Source organism: Staphylococcus roterodami (genome assembly GCA_022493055.1).
In the GTDB taxonomy this organism is placed as follows: domain Bacteria; phylum Bacillota; class Bacilli; order Staphylococcales; family Staphylococcaceae; genus Staphylococcus; species Staphylococcus singaporensis.
This window is the reverse complement of record CP092781.1, coordinates 827,278-845,426: the sequence shown is the minus strand read 5'-3', so window position 1 is coordinate 845,426 and position 18,149 is coordinate 827,278. Positions and strand designations below refer to the sequence as shown.

Sequence of the window (18,149 nt, the reverse complement as noted above, 5' to 3'; positions counted from 1 at the left end):
TCATCATTCATCAATACTTACCAACAATTTCTCAGGATTCTTTTTAAAATATTCATACAATGATTTATAATCATATTCTAGATTTTTACTACCATTTAAAATTTCTTTTTCATATTTAGCCCATTCTGGGTGTTTATGAGTTAGATTAACTAATTCAAATTTATCATATTCAATTAAATCAACCATAGTAGAATTAATAAATTTTTTTATACCTTCTGGCAATTCATCATTTTTTTCTTCAATGGTTAAACTTCCATTATCTATTTTAATATCATACTGTTGGTATGGCTCTATAATATTACTTGTGCCATTTTCTTTAAAAGCATGATAAACATCTGGAATCACTGGCCCTAATTTCCATTTTTGTATTTTCTCTTCAAAAAGAAGGCTTCCATCATTTTTATACATATAATTATTTTGCAAATAATATAGTAATTTTTGTAAATATAGATTATTCACTTCATGCTTTTCAATAAGATAATTAGCAATTGAAATAGCAGTAATATCATTTTTCATATCTTATCACTCCATAATCAACACATCGTAATAAACATAAAAATAACAGCGACTATTCACTGTCACTGTGTATGTACTTTCCTTATTTCATACACAAAAAACAGCATGTGAATTTCTGTGTACTCGCTAAGATGTGTTGCGTTTAATAACTCTTATTATTATAATAAGTCATTTTTATGCTTTTTACTATACATTTATTCAAATTTGTCAACTTAATCTGAAATTGTTGACTCATGATGATTATTAAATACTACCTTGCTATCTTTATTAATATGGTAATTCCTCTTTTCGTATTGGTTCAGCTGAACTAAACATTTTACTTTGCTTCAAATTTGATAATTGTTTTTCTCTAGCTTTTTCTTGAATATCTCCAATTAAATCTTTGGCGGAAAAATTTAGATAAAATAAACCACCACATATTTGAAGGTAATGGTTTCACATTAATCCTCTAAAGGAATATCATCCACAATCACAGTATGATTAGGATTAGCGTTAGATACATCTTGTACAGCTTTGTCTAATTCCTCATCATCGCCATCCCATTCACCAATATTAATGAATATAGGCACATTGCCGTTAATATCATGCTTATCTGTAAATAACTTATGGTATTTCCCCAACATATCAAGAGCTTTTAAACGATCACTTGGCTTAATTGGTACCTCTATCAGTTCAACATGTTCATTATAGACTAACTGTACTTTGCCACTTTGTGGGTTTTCTTTATATTCTCCACGCTTTACTACTACTTCTTTCGTTTCTGTTTCATCACCGACTGCCGCATTCGTAAGCACATGTAGTAACTCTTTTGCAGTTAATACATTCTCATCTATAATCTTATCTTTTTGTTCTTGTATATATTGCTTGATGTGTGGCTTCTTCAATAACCTACACCCTGTCACATGTGCACTATTTGCGCTATAACCTGCTTTTATAGCACTTTGTGTTACATTTAATGTTCTAATATACTCATTCACAAAACGCGCTTGTTTTGCCGTTAACTCACTCATTCTATCACCTCCACAATTTTGTCTAATAAGGTGTCATACCAAAATCTTACAGATTGTTCTGAACACTCTAAGACATTACTAATATCTTTATAACTACGTCCTTGTATTAAAGAATCGAAAATATAAAACTCCTTATCATTAGCCACTCGGTCAATAATCATTTCTAAGTGATTCTTTACAATATGATCATCAATGTTATCGTCTGTCATCCATTCATTAGAATTTTCATCACCTATTGAAAAGAATTCATCAGTATTTATATCATCATCTATTAATACATCACTTCTAGTTCGCTCATGATAATCACAAACGAAGCCTTTTATTTGCTGTTTATCCATTGTTACACCACTTTTACATGTGAAGATTGGTGATAAGCATTTACTCGTGCAATCTTGCTATTTTCAATTGCTATATTTCTTTGTTTTTGACGTTCTGAACGTTGTTTAATACTTGCTTGATACAAATCACCCTGTAAGCGTTCAATGACGTTGTAGGGCTTATATCGTCCATTTGAACGCATATATTTTACAACTTGCTTCTGCTCTCTTTCTGTATAATGATTTAGTACCGTTTTCAACAACACCATATTACTTATAGATCGATTTTTATAGTTTTGTAATCTTGCCTTTGTTTCAATAATTTTGATAACTAGTTTTTCAATTGGATATGAGACAGACACGACCCCCATTATTTCATCACATGTTGTTGTCGATGCACTCATATGGTACATACTTTCAATTTGGAATTCACACATCTTAATTTTCTTATTAATAAATGCTGGGTTAAATTGCGTTAATAGTTGATAATCAGATAATTTATTGTCACCATTACGATAATATAAACAATTCTTCGTTTTAAGCAGTTTCATTTATTCACCCCTATAAACAGAGCCTACCCGAATTGGATAGGCAATCATTGCTATTTAATAATTCGGTTTTGCTTAGCTAAATTTTGTAGCTCTTCATTATATTGTTTTTGCTTAGACCGCTCTGTTTGTTGTAACTCACTTGAAATATTCTGCATATTATTTTTAATATCCAAATCAACTGCATTTATTAATAGATTTGTATCTTCTTCATTTAAGCCAAATGCATTTGCGACCTTTTTAGTATTATTCAACTTATATTTTGTTTTCATTTTATTACCCTTTCCTTTTAACGTTTTAAAAACAACTTGTTATTGTGTTCGTATGGCAAATCATTACCATTAATAAATGATGTAAATATATTTTCTCTAAAGTAGCCATTTAACGCTTTTCTAGCCTCTTTGTCATCATATAATTGTTCTTGATTATACACACTCGCATATTGTTGATGTTCATCTTCATATCTATCATTAATATCTTCTATTTCATCAATGATCTCATTATATGCATCGACTACTTTTTTTAATTTACCTAAAGCTGATTGCTTTTCTGATTCATATAATGATGACAACTCGCTTTGATGTTTTAATAATTCAATTGTCTTTTGATATTTAACTTCTTTCGACACACTTTTCTTTGTCTCTAAGCGTTTATTAAGTGCTTTTAGTTTCTTTTCATCAGCATCTGTTGCTTGATATAGGTTATCTGCTTTATCATCTTGTCCATCCATGATTAACTGTTTGTATGTGGACTTATCTAACTTTATTTTACTTTCCAATGCATTGCACTCTTGTTCCAATTCTTGTATAGCCTTTTGTTGATCTATTACAAATTGGTTGTATTCTTTAAAGTACGATTCAGTTTTCATTTTTATCCCCTTTACACTTTAATTCGCTTCAAAGCTTCATAGCGTTTCATACTGCCATCAGCTAGTTTCTTAATACTTCTCATCGCTTGTTGCTTTTCTTGTTCTGTCGTAATGATGTAATAACCACGTTCACTAGGTTTATAACTGCATCCGATAGGATAGCCATAATCATATACTAATGAATTGATTACTCTTCGTAACCATCGTTCATTGCTTGAATTATATTCATATCCCAATTGATTTAAGATTTTAGTTTTAGTAATATACTTATTGGACGTATTTTTTATCACATTGAAAACTTGCAGGTGTTCGGTGGGTAAATGATACGTCTCTTTTTCTGCGATACTTTGCATTTCTACACCCCTTTATTTTAATTATTCCATATCTAAATTATACCATTTTTACAGGTCTAAAACAAACTTACGTTCGCTTTATAGCGCGTTTTATCAATTGTTTAGCTTATCGTATATAACACTTATAAAATCATGTTATAAACTTAACATTAGGCTTTTCACATTAACTTAATACAGAACTTAAGTTCGATAAAAATAGCACGAACAAATAGCGAACAAAATTAAGTTTTAGGCCTATACCAAAAACACACACTTTAGCTTGTATTAGCGTTAACAAAGTTCGCACACCTTGCACAAATCTTGCCATTTTTTCAATTCTCAAAGACTGTATACCTTCCGATTTTAAAAGCTAATACCTTTATATAACCTTATTATTTTCAAAGCCATAAAATAGCTTAATATCAACGTTTCATACTTTTTTAAAGTTCTGTACCTCAACCATTTTAAACTGCTATACCTCGTATAAAATCGTAGTATTTTATTAGGAGCCACACACTACATGTGACCCCTCATAACATTATTTACTCAAGCTATAGTAAGACGCTTTTAAATCATTCAATTTACGTTCTAAAGCCTTGTAATCCTCTTGTATCGCATTCTCATCTTGTACAAACTCAGTTACTAATTTCAATCCCTCAACTAACTCTGGTGCTGGTTCATTGATTCCCGTAGCTAACTGATACAACATTTCAATATTCGCTATCATATCAGTATTACTTGATTGAATGCCCTCAAGTGTATCTGTATCAAATCCATTTTCTAGGTACTCAAACACATCACTATTATTTGATTCTGCATATGTTTGTAATCCATACATAAAATACTCATCTTCAAACAAATGACTAGCCATCATATCACTAATAGAAAGCTTTTTACCGTCATGTAATTCATAACCCACATAATGTCCCTCTATGCTTCTTATAAGCCCCTCAGTGTGCTTAGGTGACGCTAATTCAAATGATTGCCTTACTTTACAATCTTTAATATATACATGACCGAATAACTTGCTGTTCATCATCACATAAACCATATCAAATGGATCATTGTATAACTTAAAGCAACATGGTTGTACTTTACTATGTTCTAATAATCCTGTGTAGTACCTTAGTAACGTGCCTGCTCGTGTTTCAAATTCATTTACGATAGTTTCTATATTCATTGTGCAATCTCCTTTTGAGCCATTTTGCTGAATTGTTCAAACTCACCTGTCTCAGGATTAAATTTTTTAATGCTACATGTGGCTGCTTTATCGATGCACCCCCCATCATCACTATCATAAAAATTAATATTATGCGCTTTACTTAAAGCCATACATACAACTGGTGAATACCATACTTCACCATCTTCTATATATTCGACAAATAAATTTTCGGGTGCTGGTATAATTTGAATTGGTGCATCATGATGAAGTTGATTATAAATTTTCTCTTTTTCATTCATATTAGACACACTCCGTTTCTTTCTTACTAATTGTAAACGTGACAGGCAACCAATGATCTGTTTTAATATTTTTTGACCTTACAATAGGAAAATCCAACCCTTTACCATCAACTAGATAAATAATTGGCGGACAAATATCCATCTCAATTAATCCATCTCGTTTAAGTTCAGCAATGATATTAAATGCTTCTTGGTTCCATCCAATCCAAAACACCACATTTGGATGTTGGCCACTTGTATATGCCCCATCACCTTTATAATCAAAGTTATTTTCTTCGAATACATTTTCTATTTCTACAAAAGTAGTTCCATCGTGTGATTCTATATATTCTAAAATTTCTGATTTTAATTCATTCTTGTTCATTTTATTCCTCCTAAAATTGTATAGGTGTCCCACTGTCTTATTTGCATTGTTTTTTTAGGACACGCAAAGACACCCTTCAATTCTTACTCCCTCAAGGGTTTTGATTAATCTGTCTTACTGTCTCCCTATTTACTATCTACATATCTATATTTCGTACTTTTGTGTATATATTCTGTAAAACTTTTAACTTAAAACTATCAAGACACCAAGACACTTATAGCATGACATTACTGTCACAAGGGATTAAAGGTGTCTTAAACATGTCTTATAAGTGTCTTACTGTCCTAAAATTTATGACGATTCGACTTTAAGTTCCTTGTAGTAAGAAGATAAATCTATGCTAAAACCATACTGCTTCCCTATACCTTCACCATAGCGTGTTTGCTTTTTCACTGTGCTACAATATCGTGTATTTCTTAATGCTTTATCAATCTTTCTTAAATGATGTTGTTGTGGTTGGTCATCTCGTTTCATCATCACTTTCCAAATTTCCATACTACATACTTTGTCACGCCATACATAAGCACCTGGTTTTGTATTTGGTAATTCAATTAATTTACCGTCACCATATAATTTAATGTAATCATGGTCTATAACATCGTGAGCAGATATTCTTTTTTCTTCTAATGTTCTATACCAATAGTCAGATGGAATAGGACGCTCAAGAAATTCTTCAATTTCACCGACTAAAGCATCTTTTTCAGAATGCTCTTCTTGAACTTTCAATGCAGTTTCGCTATCTTCTTTATCTAATAACAATGCTTTATCCGTTGGATTCTCATCAAAATATACTTTAGCTTCGGCAAACATTTGTTGCACAACATCTGGTGTTAGATCGTCAAACGGGCTTTTAGTTGCTTTATTTTTATCTGTCGTAATAGGAAAAAAACGACGATTGCCTGTTTGGTCTTTTAAAAACTCATAGTTATTGGTTGTACCTACAAACACACACTGTCTAGGATGACGCTCTGTGCGTTTACCATACGAAGCTCTATAAATATCTACAATGGCACTTATAAACCCCTTAATATCTTCAATAGTAGACTTTTGAAATGCCGACAGTTCTTCAATTTCACATATCCAAGAACCCTGCAATTTCTTATAGACCTCATCACCTTTAAACGTTTTAATACTTTGGTTATACCAATGACCTCCCAATTTACTCACTGCCGTAGATTTCCCAACACCTTGACCACCATATAAAATAATCATGGAATCATATTTAATACCTGGCTGATAGATTCTAGCAACTGCACCCATCATCCATTTTTTTGTAACTTCTCGATTGTAGTGATTATCTTCAGCACCTAAATAATCAATGAAGAGCGTTTCAATTCTTTTGATTCCATCCCATGATTTAGATTCAATCATCGATTTAATAGGGTGGAATCTATTTTGATATGCTTCCTTTTCAATTACAGTATCAATAAGATCGCGGCTAAACTGCACATTATACAATTTATCAATATGTGAAATCACATGTGTGGTATCTATATCAGCCCAATAATAATTCGCATCCCCTTTTGACCTCCAATACGGTAGACGTTTCAGCTTGGTTACTTTTTCAAAAGCGTCATATTGTACTAGCCCTTTTAAACTCTCATCATTACACAATATGATTTCAGCATTTGTAGTCGTTTTTTTCAATGCTTGTGTAGTAGCAGAACGCCTTAATTGACTTTTCCAATCATTAGCATTTAAAACACCGGTTCTACTATCAATCATTTCAAACACTTCATCATTTGTTACATTTTCCAAACAAAAACCTCCATTTCTAACTGCTTTTACTATCTTTTTTCAAAATACTTTTAAAAGTATTGTTTACTTCACTTTGATTAATAGGTGGTTTGCATACACTCGCCCACGCACTCACTAACCCATAAACTAAGTTTGGATCTACATACCTACGCAAAAGATAACCTGTAATTGAAGCCAATGTTGAATTGCGCTCTCCCTCACTTACACCAAAAGCTATATCTCGCCAATACGCACTATCACGTCGTGTGTACCCTTTGATATTAGGACTACCATTTGATTGTTTATACTCCTTTGACCACTGTTCGAGCATATCAACATCCATAATTGGACAGTCATTCACTCGCTTAATAAATATGTGTCCTTTTTGAATAACTGGTAACGCAAAACATCTACTTGGCTGATACGAACCTTCATCCACTTTATGGCCAATTTTATTTGCTAATACTTTTGTATATTTACGATAATCATCTGCACTTATTCGCTCATTTAGAGGGATATACAAGCGTATTCTAGCTTGTTCAGTTGTATGGCTAAAAGATGTGTGCCAATACCATGCAACACTGCTTAAAACTGAGCTGATTGCGTCATGTAGTTGTTTTAAATCATTTATTTCATCGTAATCAAGTACAATCACATTTCTATATATGACATTTTTATCGTTTCGATGCTTTTTGATAATTTCACCATGATCATTTGTATTGTCTTTAATATCACCATATACAGCAACACCACGTGCATACTTATAATTTGCTTCTATAGGCACAGACAGTTTATTAATTAACTTACTCCATTTAGGTTTTGAAAAGCTCTTAAATGAACGTGAGTCTAAACTTTCATAATGTACCACTGATACTTGTGTATCATATTCTAATTTAATTTCATTCATTTTTTACACCTTCTAATGAAACAACAGAGCAAAGATGTTATAATAAAAATAGTTCTTTTTATTAATCACTCTGTGATTTTTAATTTCTGCACATCATCTGATTCTGTCGTCAAACTTATATCAGATGATGCTTTTTCTATTTCCTGAAATTTTTGTATAAGTTCATCGAACTCTTTTAAATAAACCTGTAATAACTCAACTGTATGTTCATTTTGTATACGATGTTCTAAATAGCTAGCTGAAAAAGTAATATGTTCTCGTTTTGTTTCTAATTTATTTTTGACAAATTTATCTTCAACGAACCAACCGTGTTTGATAGCTACATCATTGATTTTTTCTTTTATCACTTCAATATCACACATCAAATCTTTAATTTCCCAATTCATTTATAGTTCCTCCACTTCAATATTTCCTACAATGTAATCTAATGCCCACTCTAACATTCCAATCACATGTCCTTTGCGATCTGTTATATGTTTATGCTCGCCTTTATCATCCATGACACTATAACGGTAAACATCTTGTGTTTCTTTCATGACATTACTTAAGGTCATTGTTACTTCATCAAGAATTAAAAACGCTTCATCTTTAAAATCTAATTCAGCAAGAACATTGAACAATCCAGTATGAACTAACTTTAAAGCATGTTCATAAAATACTGCATCCTCATTGCGATAACTAACATTATCATAAAGCTTACTTTTCTCGTATAATACTAATTCTAATATTTGAACCACTTTTGATAATTGATATTTTTGTTTGATTTCCATCTTAACTACCTACCTTTTTCTTATTTTTAATTTCTGTAATTTTTGGTAAATCCATTTCTAAACACGCAACTTGAACATCTTTACTAACATCAGGAAAGTACTGTTCAAATACTTTTGGCGGTATATTTAACATTAAATTATGTTGAGTATCTTTAATGTTGTACCAGCCAAATACTGTTTTTGTAATAATCACTTGTTTTCGCACGTTGTAATCTCTCCTGTTAAATTAAATCCATAAGTTACCATCATGCCGTACACGCTAAAAGCGACATACATGTTAGATATTGCTAGTAATAAAATTGTCAACAATGAAACTAAGCAAATATAAGTTAAGTACATTTTCATTGCCTTGCCTCCTATTTTCCTACTTTAATTTTTGATGAAAACAACTCATCAATTGGCATATTATACATTTCCGAAAGAATCTGACACTCATTTAAATTAAATATTGCTTTACCACTTTCCTTTAACTGGTAACGTTGTGGACTAATACCAAGTTTGCTAGCAACTTTCTTTTGTGTGTCACCTTTTTCTTTTCTAGCAATGTATAACATTGGATAAACTAAATTTGTCATTTACAGAACCTCCATATATTTTTGTAAAATATTCATTCGTTTTAGTTGTTTTTTGAAGTTATATTTTACATTTATAATTAAATCATATGTTTTCCTTTATTGCAAATGTTTTTTACGTTATTATCTAGTTATGCAAAAAATATTTTCATACAAGGAGATTTAAATATGATATTTAATACGCTTAAAATACTCATGAACGATTATGGAATTACACAAACTAAAATATCTGAAGAAACAAATATCACACGTCCCACATTGTTATCTCTAATCAGAAATGAAAATAAAAGTATTCGTTATGATGTAATCGAAAGCATATGCAAACTTTTTAATATAAAGATGAGCGATTTTTTAATATTTTCAAAATTAGATGTTAGATTGGGTAAAATCGAGATGTATAGTGTTGATTATCACGACACAGAAGATTTAGTAATAGAGAATGATGTATTTATCAACGATAAACGTTACATATTTTCCCATGATATAAGAAATATTAAAGGACCTATGCAAGATCATTATGAAGTAACCTTAAATGCTTACTTAAAAAGCGAAGAGTATTTCTATTTTGTTGAAAATAATCTTGAAAATACTTTAACAACCTTAATTAAGTTAAAAAGTGATTATGAGAAAACTAAAGACGATATTTCTCTTTATTTGAACAATGAAATATTTAATTCTAAATTTGATATTTCTTTTAAATATTCAATTAGTAAAGATCCTCATGAATTCAATGATGCACGTCATGTAATAGAAAAGATTAAAGAATTAGATTCTTTTAACAAAAGTATGATTTTCAACTATTTGCAAAAAGAATTAGGTGATACTCATGACACATAATTTAAACTTATCCCACAACATATATAAAGACGCTAAACGTGACACTTATTATTTCCGTATCACTTACTATGACAAGAGCAATACTCGTAAGTACATAACACGTAAGGGTTTTAAACAACGTAAAGACGCAGTTAAGAAATGCAACGATATGATGGACGAATTAGAGGGAGTCGGACAGCTTAATAGATTGCCCTTTGACAAACTCGTTGAAGAGTATATAGACTGGTATTCAGCGCGCCGAAAGACATCAAGTGTAAAAGCATTAAAAACACATACAAATAACCACTTGCTACCTTATTTTAAATCTATGGATGTATTTAAAATGACTACACAGGATGTGATGAAATTTCAGAATAAGAAGTTAAAAGAGGGGCATTCTGGAGACTACTTAAAGAAGATGCATGTATATTTAGTATCATTACTGAATCATGCAATGAAGTTTCATGAGTTAAAACAAAATGTAGCATCACTCGTAGGTAATTTTGAAATAGAATCACAGAAACGTCTTAACTATTGGACGTTAGAACAATTCAACCAATTCTATGACTCATTAGCCACACAGCAACAAAAGTTATTCTTTAAGCTATTGTTTTACTCTGGAGCACGTAAAGGCGAAATCAGAGCGCTCACATGGCGCGATATTAACTTTGATGATGACTTTATCCATATAAACAAAACGGACTATCACGGTGAAGTGACAGCCCCTAAAACGAAGTCAGCCATACGTGATATATATTTGCCTACTCACATGATGGATGACATCAAAGATTATTTAAATTGGTATAAAGAAAATAACATATTTAAAGATGATTATGTATTATTTGGCACATTCAATAAAGCTTATAGCGAGTCTACTATTGATCGTTGGTTTACTAACGCATTAAAAGTGTTGGATGAGCAATTACCAAACGGACAAAATTTCCCTAGAATCGTTATACACGAGTTAAGACATAGTCATGCATCTATGTTAGTTAATCTAGGGGCTAGTGTAATGATTATAGCTCAGCGTTTAGGTCACAGCGATACGACAGAAGTGTATAACCGATATGGTCATTTATATCCTAGTACACAGAAAGAAATAGTTAAATACTTATAAGGCACTACCAACTAAAATTGGTGGTGTCTTTTTTGTATCCTGTGCATTTTCTGTGCACTATCTGTGCACTCAAAAATAAAAAGCCTACAACCACTAAGGTCGCAGACTATATAATGGAGACGGCGGGATTTGAACCCGCGTCCAAAGGTCCTGATACACATCTTTCTACGTGTGTAGTTTATCGATAGGTTTCGCATCATGAAAAGTGATAAACAACCAACATGATGCTAGTTTGATTAAGTTTCTTCTAAACAGACTTCAAACGGCAGTGTTTAGCATATCCTATTAAGGTTGAATCGCGTTAACAGCACATAGGAAATGCTGTTAGGCGATGCAGAGTGCGATTAGGCAGCTACTGCGAAATTATTGTTTGATTTGCCAGTTATTATAAACTGTGTGTGTTGATGACGAAGACAACCCTCCGACACGCTTAATGAGCTCGGGGGACCCCTGTCGAATCCATAAACGTCCCCTCAATAATAAATCAAACAAATCATACTTTTATAATTTACAAAAGCACATATAACTATATCAAATATAGCCCGATTAAGCAACCAAATCGCTTAATAACGGGCTTTCATATCGCGTGCAACATCTCGTTTGACTGCTTTTTCCTTCAAAGCTTGGCGCTTATCATACTTTTTCTTACCTCGTGCGACACCAAGTAATACTTTACAATGTCCATGCTTCAAATAAAGCTTTAAAGGCACGATCGAATAACCAATTTCACGTGTTTGATCACCCAATTTAATGATTTCACGTTTGTGCAATAATAATTTTCGAGAACGAAGAGGATCGTGATTAAAACGATTCCCTTCTTCGTATGGTGCTATATGCATATTATTCAAATACATTTCACCGTTTTTAACTTGCGCGTAACTATCTTTAAGGTTAGCACTACCTCGGCGAATCGATTTTATTTCTGTACCTTGTAATACGATTCCCGCTTCAATCGTGTCTTCAATATTATAATCATGTCTTGCTTTACGATTTTCCGCTAATGTACCTGGTGATTTCTTCTTAGCCATTCATACTCACCTCATTGCTGCTTATTTTTTCTTACGACGTGCTTTCTTTTTCACACTTTTATCTTTATAAAATGGCTTATGCTTACTATTTCCTGATTTGTCATTATTACGTTGGTTTTTACCTTTACGCTGCTTGCCTTTTTTCTTACGTCCTTTATCATCAGATTTCGATTTATCTAATGATTTACCACGCGTTTTGGCTTGAATTGTCTTACCACGTGCTGGTCGCTGTGATCGATCATTTTTCGGTAAAGGCATACCTACAATTTGAAAATCAATTAATCGCTCATCTACATCAACATGTGTCACTTTAACCTTAACTGTGTCACCAATTCTAAATACTTTAGCTTGACGCTCACCAATTAATGCCATTTGACGTTCTTCGAAACGGTAATAATCATCGGTCATATTTGCAATATGAACCATACCTTCAATCGTATTTGGTAATTCAATGAACATACCAAAGTTCGCAACTGAGCTGACAATACCTTCAAACTCATCGCCAATATGTTGAATCATATATTCTGCTTTTTTCAATTCATCAGTGTCACGTTCTGCCTCAATAGCACGACGTTCACGTTTAGAAGTATGCTCAGCTAACTCAGGCAATTTGTCTTCCCAACGCTTCACTTCTTTATTATCCATTGATTTCTCAATTAAATACTTACGGATCAATCGATGAACCGTTAAGTCAGGATAACGTCTAATTGGTGATGTAAAATGTGTATAATATTCAGCTGATAAGCCGAAATGACCTAAGTTCACATCATCATAGTGCGCTTGTTGCATTGAACGCAACATCATTGTTGAAATGACCATTTGTTCTGGACGACCTTCTACTTCTTCTTGAACCTTTTGAAGAGTTGTAGGATGAATATCTTCGCCTGTTCCTTTAATCATAATGCCAAAGTTAGTAATAAAATCAAAGAATTGTCTTAACCGCTCTGATTTAGGCTGTTCATGGACACGGTAAATAAATGGTACGTCTAGCTTACTAAAATGTTCAGCAACTGTTTCATTTGCAATTAACATAAATGATTCAATTAGACGTTCACCTTCGCCACGTTGTCTTAATTGAACATCTGTTGGTATACCATCTTCGTTAACTAATACTTTTGCTTCACTAATATCAAAATCGATTTCACCACGTCGTTTTCTCATTTGAATCAAACGATTAGATAAATCTTGTGCTAAATCTAACATAGGCGTAATTTCTTTATATTGCTCGCGAATGTTAGGATCCTTTTCGGTAATAATCTGGTTAACTGCATCATACGTCATTCGATAATCAGAATGAATCACACTATCAAAGATATCATGTTTTACAACGCGACCACTATCATCGATTTCCATACGACAGCTTAACGTTAAACGATCAACGTGAGGATTCAATGAACAAATACCATTGCTTAATCGATGTGGAATCATCGGAATCACACGGTCAACAAGATATACACTTGTCGCTCTATCATAAGCTTCTTTATCTAAAGCTGAATCTTCAGTTACATAATAACTGACATCAGCAATACTTACAGTTAATTGCGTATGACCGTTCGCTAATTTTTTAACACTGATTGCATCATCTAAGTCTTTAGCATCCGCACCATCAATTGTGATTGTCAATTCATCACGTAAATCATGACGGCCTTTAATTTCATTATTTTCAATATGATCAGGTACTGCTTCAGCTTCTTGTAATACTTCATCAGGAAACTCAATTTCAATACCATGTTGATAAATGATAGATAAAATATCTACACCTGGATCATTTTTATGTCCTAATATTGCTGAAATATGCCCTTCAGGATTATCTGAACCATCAGCATACTTAGTAATTTGTACAAGTACCTTATGACCATCGACTGCGCCTAAACTTTGACCTTTAGGAATGAAAATATCTTGCATAATACGTTTATCATCTGGAATAACAAATCCGAAATGTCTAGCTTCACTATACGTACCAACAACTTGAGTTACAGAATGCTTCTCAATCGACTTAACTTCCCCTTCGATTTTACCTTTATGTTCACCTTTAGATTGATGTATTTCTACAATTACAGTATCTCCGTCTAAGGCACGATTAATTTTTGTTGGGGGAATAAATATATCTTCCATATCCTCATCTTCAGGTCTTAGGAAAGCAAAACCTTTCTTGTTTTGACTTAAAGTTCCTTTTATCAATTTTGATTGACCTTTTGAACTATGATTTTTTTGATATCTGTCTGTTTTTGTACGTTCAATTAATCCTGATTGTTCTAATTCTACGAGCACCTTAATTAAATCTCTAAATGAGTCGGCACTGCTTAAACCTAATGCATCTTGAAAATCTGATACCGACATAGGTTCATATTCAGGTTTATTAATAATTTCTTCTATAGATTGCTTTAAATTCATTATGCCCCTCCTTTCTAATTTTAAAATCTTTTTATTCTGACCAGTCTAATGACTCTAAAAATTGATAAATATCTTCAAATACTTGTTCTTTCTCTTTATCAATCGTAATAACATGTCCTGATTGACTATACCACTTGATGTCTTTGTCATCAGAATCTACATGGTCATATATATAATTTGCGGATTGTGGATCAATCATTTTGTCGTTTTCTGCTTGAATCACTAAAATAGGATCTAACACTTCATCAACTTGCTCTTTAATTGTATCTAATGCTTCACTTAGTTCTTTTAAAGTTTCTGTTGGTTTAAAATGATTCATTTCATTATCAATAGTCTCTTGATCTTTACCTTCATACTTTTTAAAATTACGTGCATACTCTAAAAATCCTTCGTAAATGGTACCTTCAGTTTTGCCACCCATTGGTGCACACATCGTTACAATACCCTTTACATCTCTATTTAAGCTTAATTTTAAAGCAAAATCCCCACCTAATGATAGACCAGCAACAACAATTTCATCATAACCTTGTTTAACAAGATAATCATAACCATCTAATGCATCTTTAAACCAAACGAAAGGACTAGATTTCAGTATTTCCTCTGGTGGTGCTGCGTGACCTTCATATTGTGGTGCATACGAAGTATATCCTTTTTTTTGTAAAAATCGACCTAATTGACGTACATCAGACGAATTGCCTGTAAATCCATGTAATAATAACACGGCACGTTTGCCTTCTTCAAAAAAGAAAGGTTTTGGTAATTTTATCTGCATAAATCTAACGCTCCCTTTGCATACTTAACTAGGCTATATATTTTTACATAGCTTATTGTTAAACTATTACATTCTTAATTATAAATAAAAAAGCCCGACATTTACATCGTCGGACCTTACATACCAAGATAACTTATGCAAATCATAAGCACAAAAAATAATATTGATAAAATAATTGTTAATCTATTTAAGAATAAATCGACGCCACGTTGTTTTTGTTTACCGAATAACTGCTCAGCACCACCACTGATGGCACCTGAAAGTCCACTGCTTTTACCTTCTTGGAGTAGTACAACAGTTATTAATGCAATACAATCAATGATTAATAATACGATTAAAAATGTATGCATAAATTGTCCTCCGTTCCTTATATACGACAAGTAGTATATCATATTTTTATTGTTAAAATCAATTTTCTAGCGATTAAATGTACTTTTACGCTTAATTGAAACAACAAGCATATAAATTGCAAGTGCCGTTGATCCAATAATAACGATTAAGATTGGTAATGTTAAATATGCACCATGTGCTGCTTTTATAGCCTGTATAGTGATTGATAAATTTATAATAGTAAATAAACTATTTGAAACATATACCGCAAACATAAACCACCAAACGTATGTGTGACGATTCCAAATTGTGATGAAGCCTGCTAAGTATGCTAAAATATACATAATTCCTGTGAATCTAAAACTATTTAATATATATTCAACAGCTTTGTCAGATGTGTTTTGATTTGTAAGATTGAGCAATGCTTTAGCTGTCGCATTATCAAGTGAAACAAAATAATGAATGATTAGTAGTATTGAAAATACGATTGAAGCGACTGCAATGAAGCGCCCTGTTTTAATTTCTTTATTTGTTATATCAGCCATCCGTTTACTCCTCATCTATATAAATATCGTCTTTTAAAAGACAGTCGATTATTTAATATCTTTAACAAAATGATTAAAATCCTCTTTTAAACCTATTCATCTAAATTTAATTATACCAGTTTCATAATACAAGTTAAATATGTGTTATAGGCTATCTCACGATTTATCTAAACCCTTATAAATAATGATTTGAAGCCATCCAAATAAAAAACCTACCACAGTCTCAACTCTGCGGCAGGCTATAAATTTAAGCGTGAACTTATTTAAGCGTGAACTCAAAATCTTTATTTAATTTATACCGTCATAATAATCCTCAACTAAAATTATGTCAGCATTTGATTATAAAGAAAATTATTTATCTAAGTTGTAGAATGATTTGATACCATCATATTTAGCAGTTTCAAATAATTCATCTTCGATACGTAATAATTGATTGTATTTAGCAATACGATCAGTACGTGATAATGAACCAGTTTTAATTTGACCAGCGTTTGTAGCAACAGCGATATCAGCAATTGTTGTATCTTCTGTTTCACCTGAACGGTGAGAAACTACTGCTGTGTAACCAGCTTTTTGAGCCATTTCGATTGCATCGAATGTTTCAGTTAATGTACCGATTTGGTTAACTTTGATTAAGATTGAGTTACCAATTCCGTTTTCAATACCTTTAGCTAAAATTTCAGTGTTTGTTACGAATAAATCGTCACCTACTAATTGTACACGGTCACCGATACGTTCTGTAAGTTGTTTCCAACCATCCCAGTCGTTTTCGTCCATACCGTCTTCAATTGTAATGATAGGATATTTGTCTACTAATTGTTCTAAGTAGTCAACTTGTTCTGCAGCAGTACGTTTTGCACCGTGTTCGCCTTCGAACTTGCTGTAGTCATATACACCATTTTCGTAGAATTCTGATGAAGCACAGTCAAATCCTAAGAATACTTCTTCACCTGGTTTGTAACCAGCTGCTTCGATAGCTTGGATAATTGTTTCAACAGCATCTTCAGTACCTTCAAATTTAGGAGCGAAACCACCTTCGTCACCTACTGCAGTTTCTAAACCACGTTTGCTTAAAATTGATTTTAAGTTGTGGAAAATTTCAGTACCCCAACGTAATGATTCTTTAAACGTTTTAGCACCAACAGGTAAAATCATGAATTCTTGGAAAGCGATTGGTGCATCAGAGTGTGAACCACCATTTACAATATTCATCATTGGTACTGGTAATTGTTTACCGTTAAATCCACCTAAATATTTGTAAAGTGGTTGACCTAATAAGTCAGCTGCTGCACGTGCTACTGCAATAGAAACACCTAAAATAGCGTTAGCACCTAATTTACCTTTGTTTGGTGTACCGTCTAATGCGATCATCATTTTATCGATAGATACTTGATCTAATACTGAAAATTCACCTTCAATAATTTCTGGTGCGATGATTTCATTAACATTTTCAACGGCTTTAGTAACACCTTTACCTAAGTAACGTGATTTGTCACCGTCACGTAATTCAACGGCTTCATGTTCACCAGTTGAAGCACCTGATGGTACTAATGCACGACCAAATGCGCCACTTTCAGTTAATACTTCTACTTCAACAGTTGGGTTACCACGAGAGTCTAAGACTTCGCGAGCGTAAACATCTGTAATAATTGGCATGTTTATAATCTCCTTTAAATAGATATTCTATAATTATTATAGCTTTATTCTTTCATTTAACAAAATGATATTACTATTAATTTCAAAAA

The 18,149-nt window shown here is 32.4% G+C and carries 25 protein-coding genes and 1 other RNA gene; 2 read left to right on the top strand and 24 right to left on the bottom strand.

The annotated features are described in order from the left end of the window. Positions 1 to 3 precede the first annotated feature (3 nt). The 17 genes from ML436_04095 to ML436_04015 form a co-directional block, all read right to left on the bottom strand. Positions 4 to 516: a DUF4065 domain-containing protein gene (locus tag ML436_04095; protein ID UMT78923.1), complete on the bottom strand. Its 513-nt coding sequence runs from the start codon at positions 514 to 516 to the stop codon at positions 4 to 6. 440 nt (positions 517 to 956) lie between these two features. Beyond that, entirely contained in the window at positions 957 to 1,526 is a 570-nt protein-coding gene (locus tag ML436_04090; GenBank protein UMT78922.1) for a terminase small subunit, read from the bottom strand. Next, on the bottom strand, positions 1,523 to 1,864 hold the full coding sequence (locus tag ML436_04085) for a pathogenicity island protein (GenBank protein UMT78921.1): 342 nt from the start codon (positions 1,862 to 1,864) through the stop codon (positions 1,523 to 1,525). The genes ML436_04090 and ML436_04085 overlap by 4 nt, the downstream gene beginning before the upstream one ends. A 2-nt stretch (positions 1,865 to 1,866) precedes the next feature. Further along, entirely contained in the window at positions 1,867 to 2,394 is a 528-nt protein-coding gene (locus tag ML436_04080; protein ID UMT78920.1) for a spore coat protein, read from the bottom strand. Between the two features lie 50 nt (positions 2,395 to 2,444). Further along, positions 2,445 to 2,663, bottom strand: coding sequence for a capsid morphogenesis B protein (locus ML436_04075; protein UMT78919.1), 219 nt, complete (start codon positions 2,661 to 2,663; stop codon positions 2,445 to 2,447). A gap of 17 nt (positions 2,664 to 2,680) precedes the next feature. Then, positions 2,681 to 3,259, bottom strand: a complete 579-nt coding sequence (locus ML436_04070; protein UMT78918.1) for a pathogenicity island protein — start codon at positions 3,257 to 3,259, stop codon at positions 2,681 to 2,683. An 11-nt stretch (positions 3,260 to 3,270) separates the two neighbouring features. Further along, positions 3,271 to 3,612: a pathogenicity island protein gene (locus tag ML436_04065; GenBank protein UMT78917.1), complete on the bottom strand. Its 342-nt coding sequence runs from the start codon at positions 3,610 to 3,612 to the stop codon at positions 3,271 to 3,273. Between the two features lie 517 nt (positions 3,613 to 4,129). Next, positions 4,130 to 4,771: a pathogenicity island protein gene (locus ML436_04060; GenBank protein ID UMT78916.1), complete on the bottom strand. Its 642-nt coding sequence runs from the start codon at positions 4,769 to 4,771 to the stop codon at positions 4,130 to 4,132. Further along, positions 4,768 to 5,052 (bottom strand): pathogenicity island protein, encoded by a 285-nt coding sequence (locus ML436_04055; protein ID UMT78915.1) that lies wholly within the window; start codon positions 5,050 to 5,052, stop codon positions 4,768 to 4,770. The genes ML436_04060 and ML436_04055 overlap by 4 nt, the downstream gene beginning before the upstream one ends. A gap of 1 nt (position 5,053) precedes the next feature. Further along, complete coding sequence (locus tag ML436_04050) at positions 5,054 to 5,416, bottom strand: pathogenicity island protein (protein ID UMT78914.1); 363 nt, start codon at positions 5,414 to 5,416, stop codon at positions 5,054 to 5,056. A 291-nt stretch (positions 5,417 to 5,707) separates the two neighbouring features. After that, positions 5,708 to 7,174: a virulence-associated E family protein gene (locus ML436_04045; GenBank protein UMT78913.1), complete on the bottom strand. Its 1,467-nt coding sequence runs from the start codon at positions 7,172 to 7,174 to the stop codon at positions 5,708 to 5,710. 16 nt (positions 7,175 to 7,190) lie between these two features. Then, the gene (locus ML436_04040; GenBank protein ID UMT78912.1) at positions 7,191 to 8,060 is read right to left on the bottom strand and encodes a primase alpha helix C-terminal domain-containing protein; all 870 of its coding nucleotides are present in this window, start codon (positions 8,058 to 8,060) and stop codon (positions 7,191 to 7,193) included. Between the two features lie 65 nt (positions 8,061 to 8,125). After that, entirely contained in the window at positions 8,126 to 8,446 is a 321-nt protein-coding gene (locus ML436_04035; protein ID UMT78911.1) for a DUF1474 family protein, read from the bottom strand. Beyond that, entirely contained in the window at positions 8,447 to 8,830 is a 384-nt protein-coding gene (locus ML436_04030; GenBank protein ID UMT78910.1) for a pathogenicity island protein, read from the bottom strand. A gap of 1 nt (position 8,831) precedes the next feature. Beyond that, the gene (locus ML436_04025; GenBank protein UMT78909.1) at positions 8,832 to 9,035 is read right to left on the bottom strand and encodes a pathogenicity island protein; all 204 of its coding nucleotides are present in this window, start codon (positions 9,033 to 9,035) and stop codon (positions 8,832 to 8,834) included. After that, the gene (locus tag ML436_04020; protein ID UMT78908.1) at positions 9,020 to 9,175 is read right to left on the bottom strand and encodes a pathogenicity island protein; all 156 of its coding nucleotides are present in this window, start codon (positions 9,173 to 9,175) and stop codon (positions 9,020 to 9,022) included. Before ML436_04020 ends, ML436_04025 begins: the two co-directional genes overlap by 16 nt. 11 nt (positions 9,176 to 9,186) lie before the next feature. Continuing rightward, positions 9,187 to 9,405, bottom strand: a complete 219-nt coding sequence (locus ML436_04015) for a helix-turn-helix domain-containing protein (GenBank protein ID UMT78907.1) — start codon at positions 9,403 to 9,405, stop codon at positions 9,187 to 9,189. A gap of 165 nt (positions 9,406 to 9,570) precedes the next feature. On the opposite strand from ML436_04015, the gene ML436_04010 reads away from it, so the two are divergent. Both ML436_04010 and ML436_04005 read left to right on the top strand, forming a co-directional pair. Further along, the gene (locus ML436_04010) at positions 9,571 to 10,239 is read left to right on the top strand and encodes a helix-turn-helix transcriptional regulator (GenBank protein UMT78906.1); all 669 of its coding nucleotides are present in this window, start codon (positions 9,571 to 9,573) and stop codon (positions 10,237 to 10,239) included. Next, entirely contained in the window at positions 10,229 to 11,335 is a 1,107-nt protein-coding gene (locus ML436_04005) for a site-specific integrase (GenBank protein ID UMT78905.1), read from the top strand. The genes ML436_04010 and ML436_04005 overlap by 11 nt, the downstream gene beginning before the upstream one ends. A gap of 111 nt (positions 11,336 to 11,446) precedes the next feature. Here the strand turns inward: ML436_04005 and ssrA are convergent. The 7 genes from ssrA to eno all read right to left on the bottom strand — a co-directional run bounded on the left by ssrA (position 11,447) and on the right by eno (position 18,060). Beyond that, positions 11,447 to 11,808: a transfer-messenger RNA gene (gene ssrA, locus ML436_04000) on the bottom strand. Between the two features lie 90 nt (positions 11,809 to 11,898). Further along, positions 11,899 to 12,363 (bottom strand): SsrA-binding protein SmpB, encoded by a 465-nt coding sequence (gene smpB, locus ML436_03995; GenBank protein UMT78904.1) that lies wholly within the window; start codon positions 12,361 to 12,363, stop codon positions 11,899 to 11,901. Between the two features lie 21 nt (positions 12,364 to 12,384). Beyond that, positions 12,385 to 14,757: a ribonuclease R gene (gene rnr, locus ML436_03990; protein UMT78903.1), complete on the bottom strand. Its 2,373-nt coding sequence runs from the start codon at positions 14,755 to 14,757 to the stop codon at positions 12,385 to 12,387. 31 nt (positions 14,758 to 14,788) lie between these two features. After that, entirely contained in the window at positions 14,789 to 15,529 is a 741-nt protein-coding gene (locus tag ML436_03985) for a carboxylesterase (protein ID UMT78902.1), read from the bottom strand. A 116-nt stretch (positions 15,530 to 15,645) separates the two neighbouring features. Then, complete coding sequence (gene secG, locus ML436_03980) at positions 15,646 to 15,879, bottom strand: preprotein translocase subunit SecG (GenBank protein ID UMT78901.1); 234 nt, start codon at positions 15,877 to 15,879, stop codon at positions 15,646 to 15,648. A 66-nt stretch (positions 15,880 to 15,945) separates the two neighbouring features. After that, a complete protein-coding gene (locus ML436_03975) occupies positions 15,946 to 16,404 on the bottom strand; it encodes a hypothetical protein (protein UMT78900.1) in 459 nt (152 codons plus the stop codon). A 351-nt stretch (positions 16,405 to 16,755) separates the two neighbouring features. Beyond that, positions 16,756 to 18,060, bottom strand: a complete 1,305-nt coding sequence (gene eno, locus ML436_03970; GenBank protein UMT78899.1) for a phosphopyruvate hydratase — start codon at positions 18,058 to 18,060, stop codon at positions 16,756 to 16,758. Positions 18,061 to 18,149: the final 89 nt, after the last annotated feature.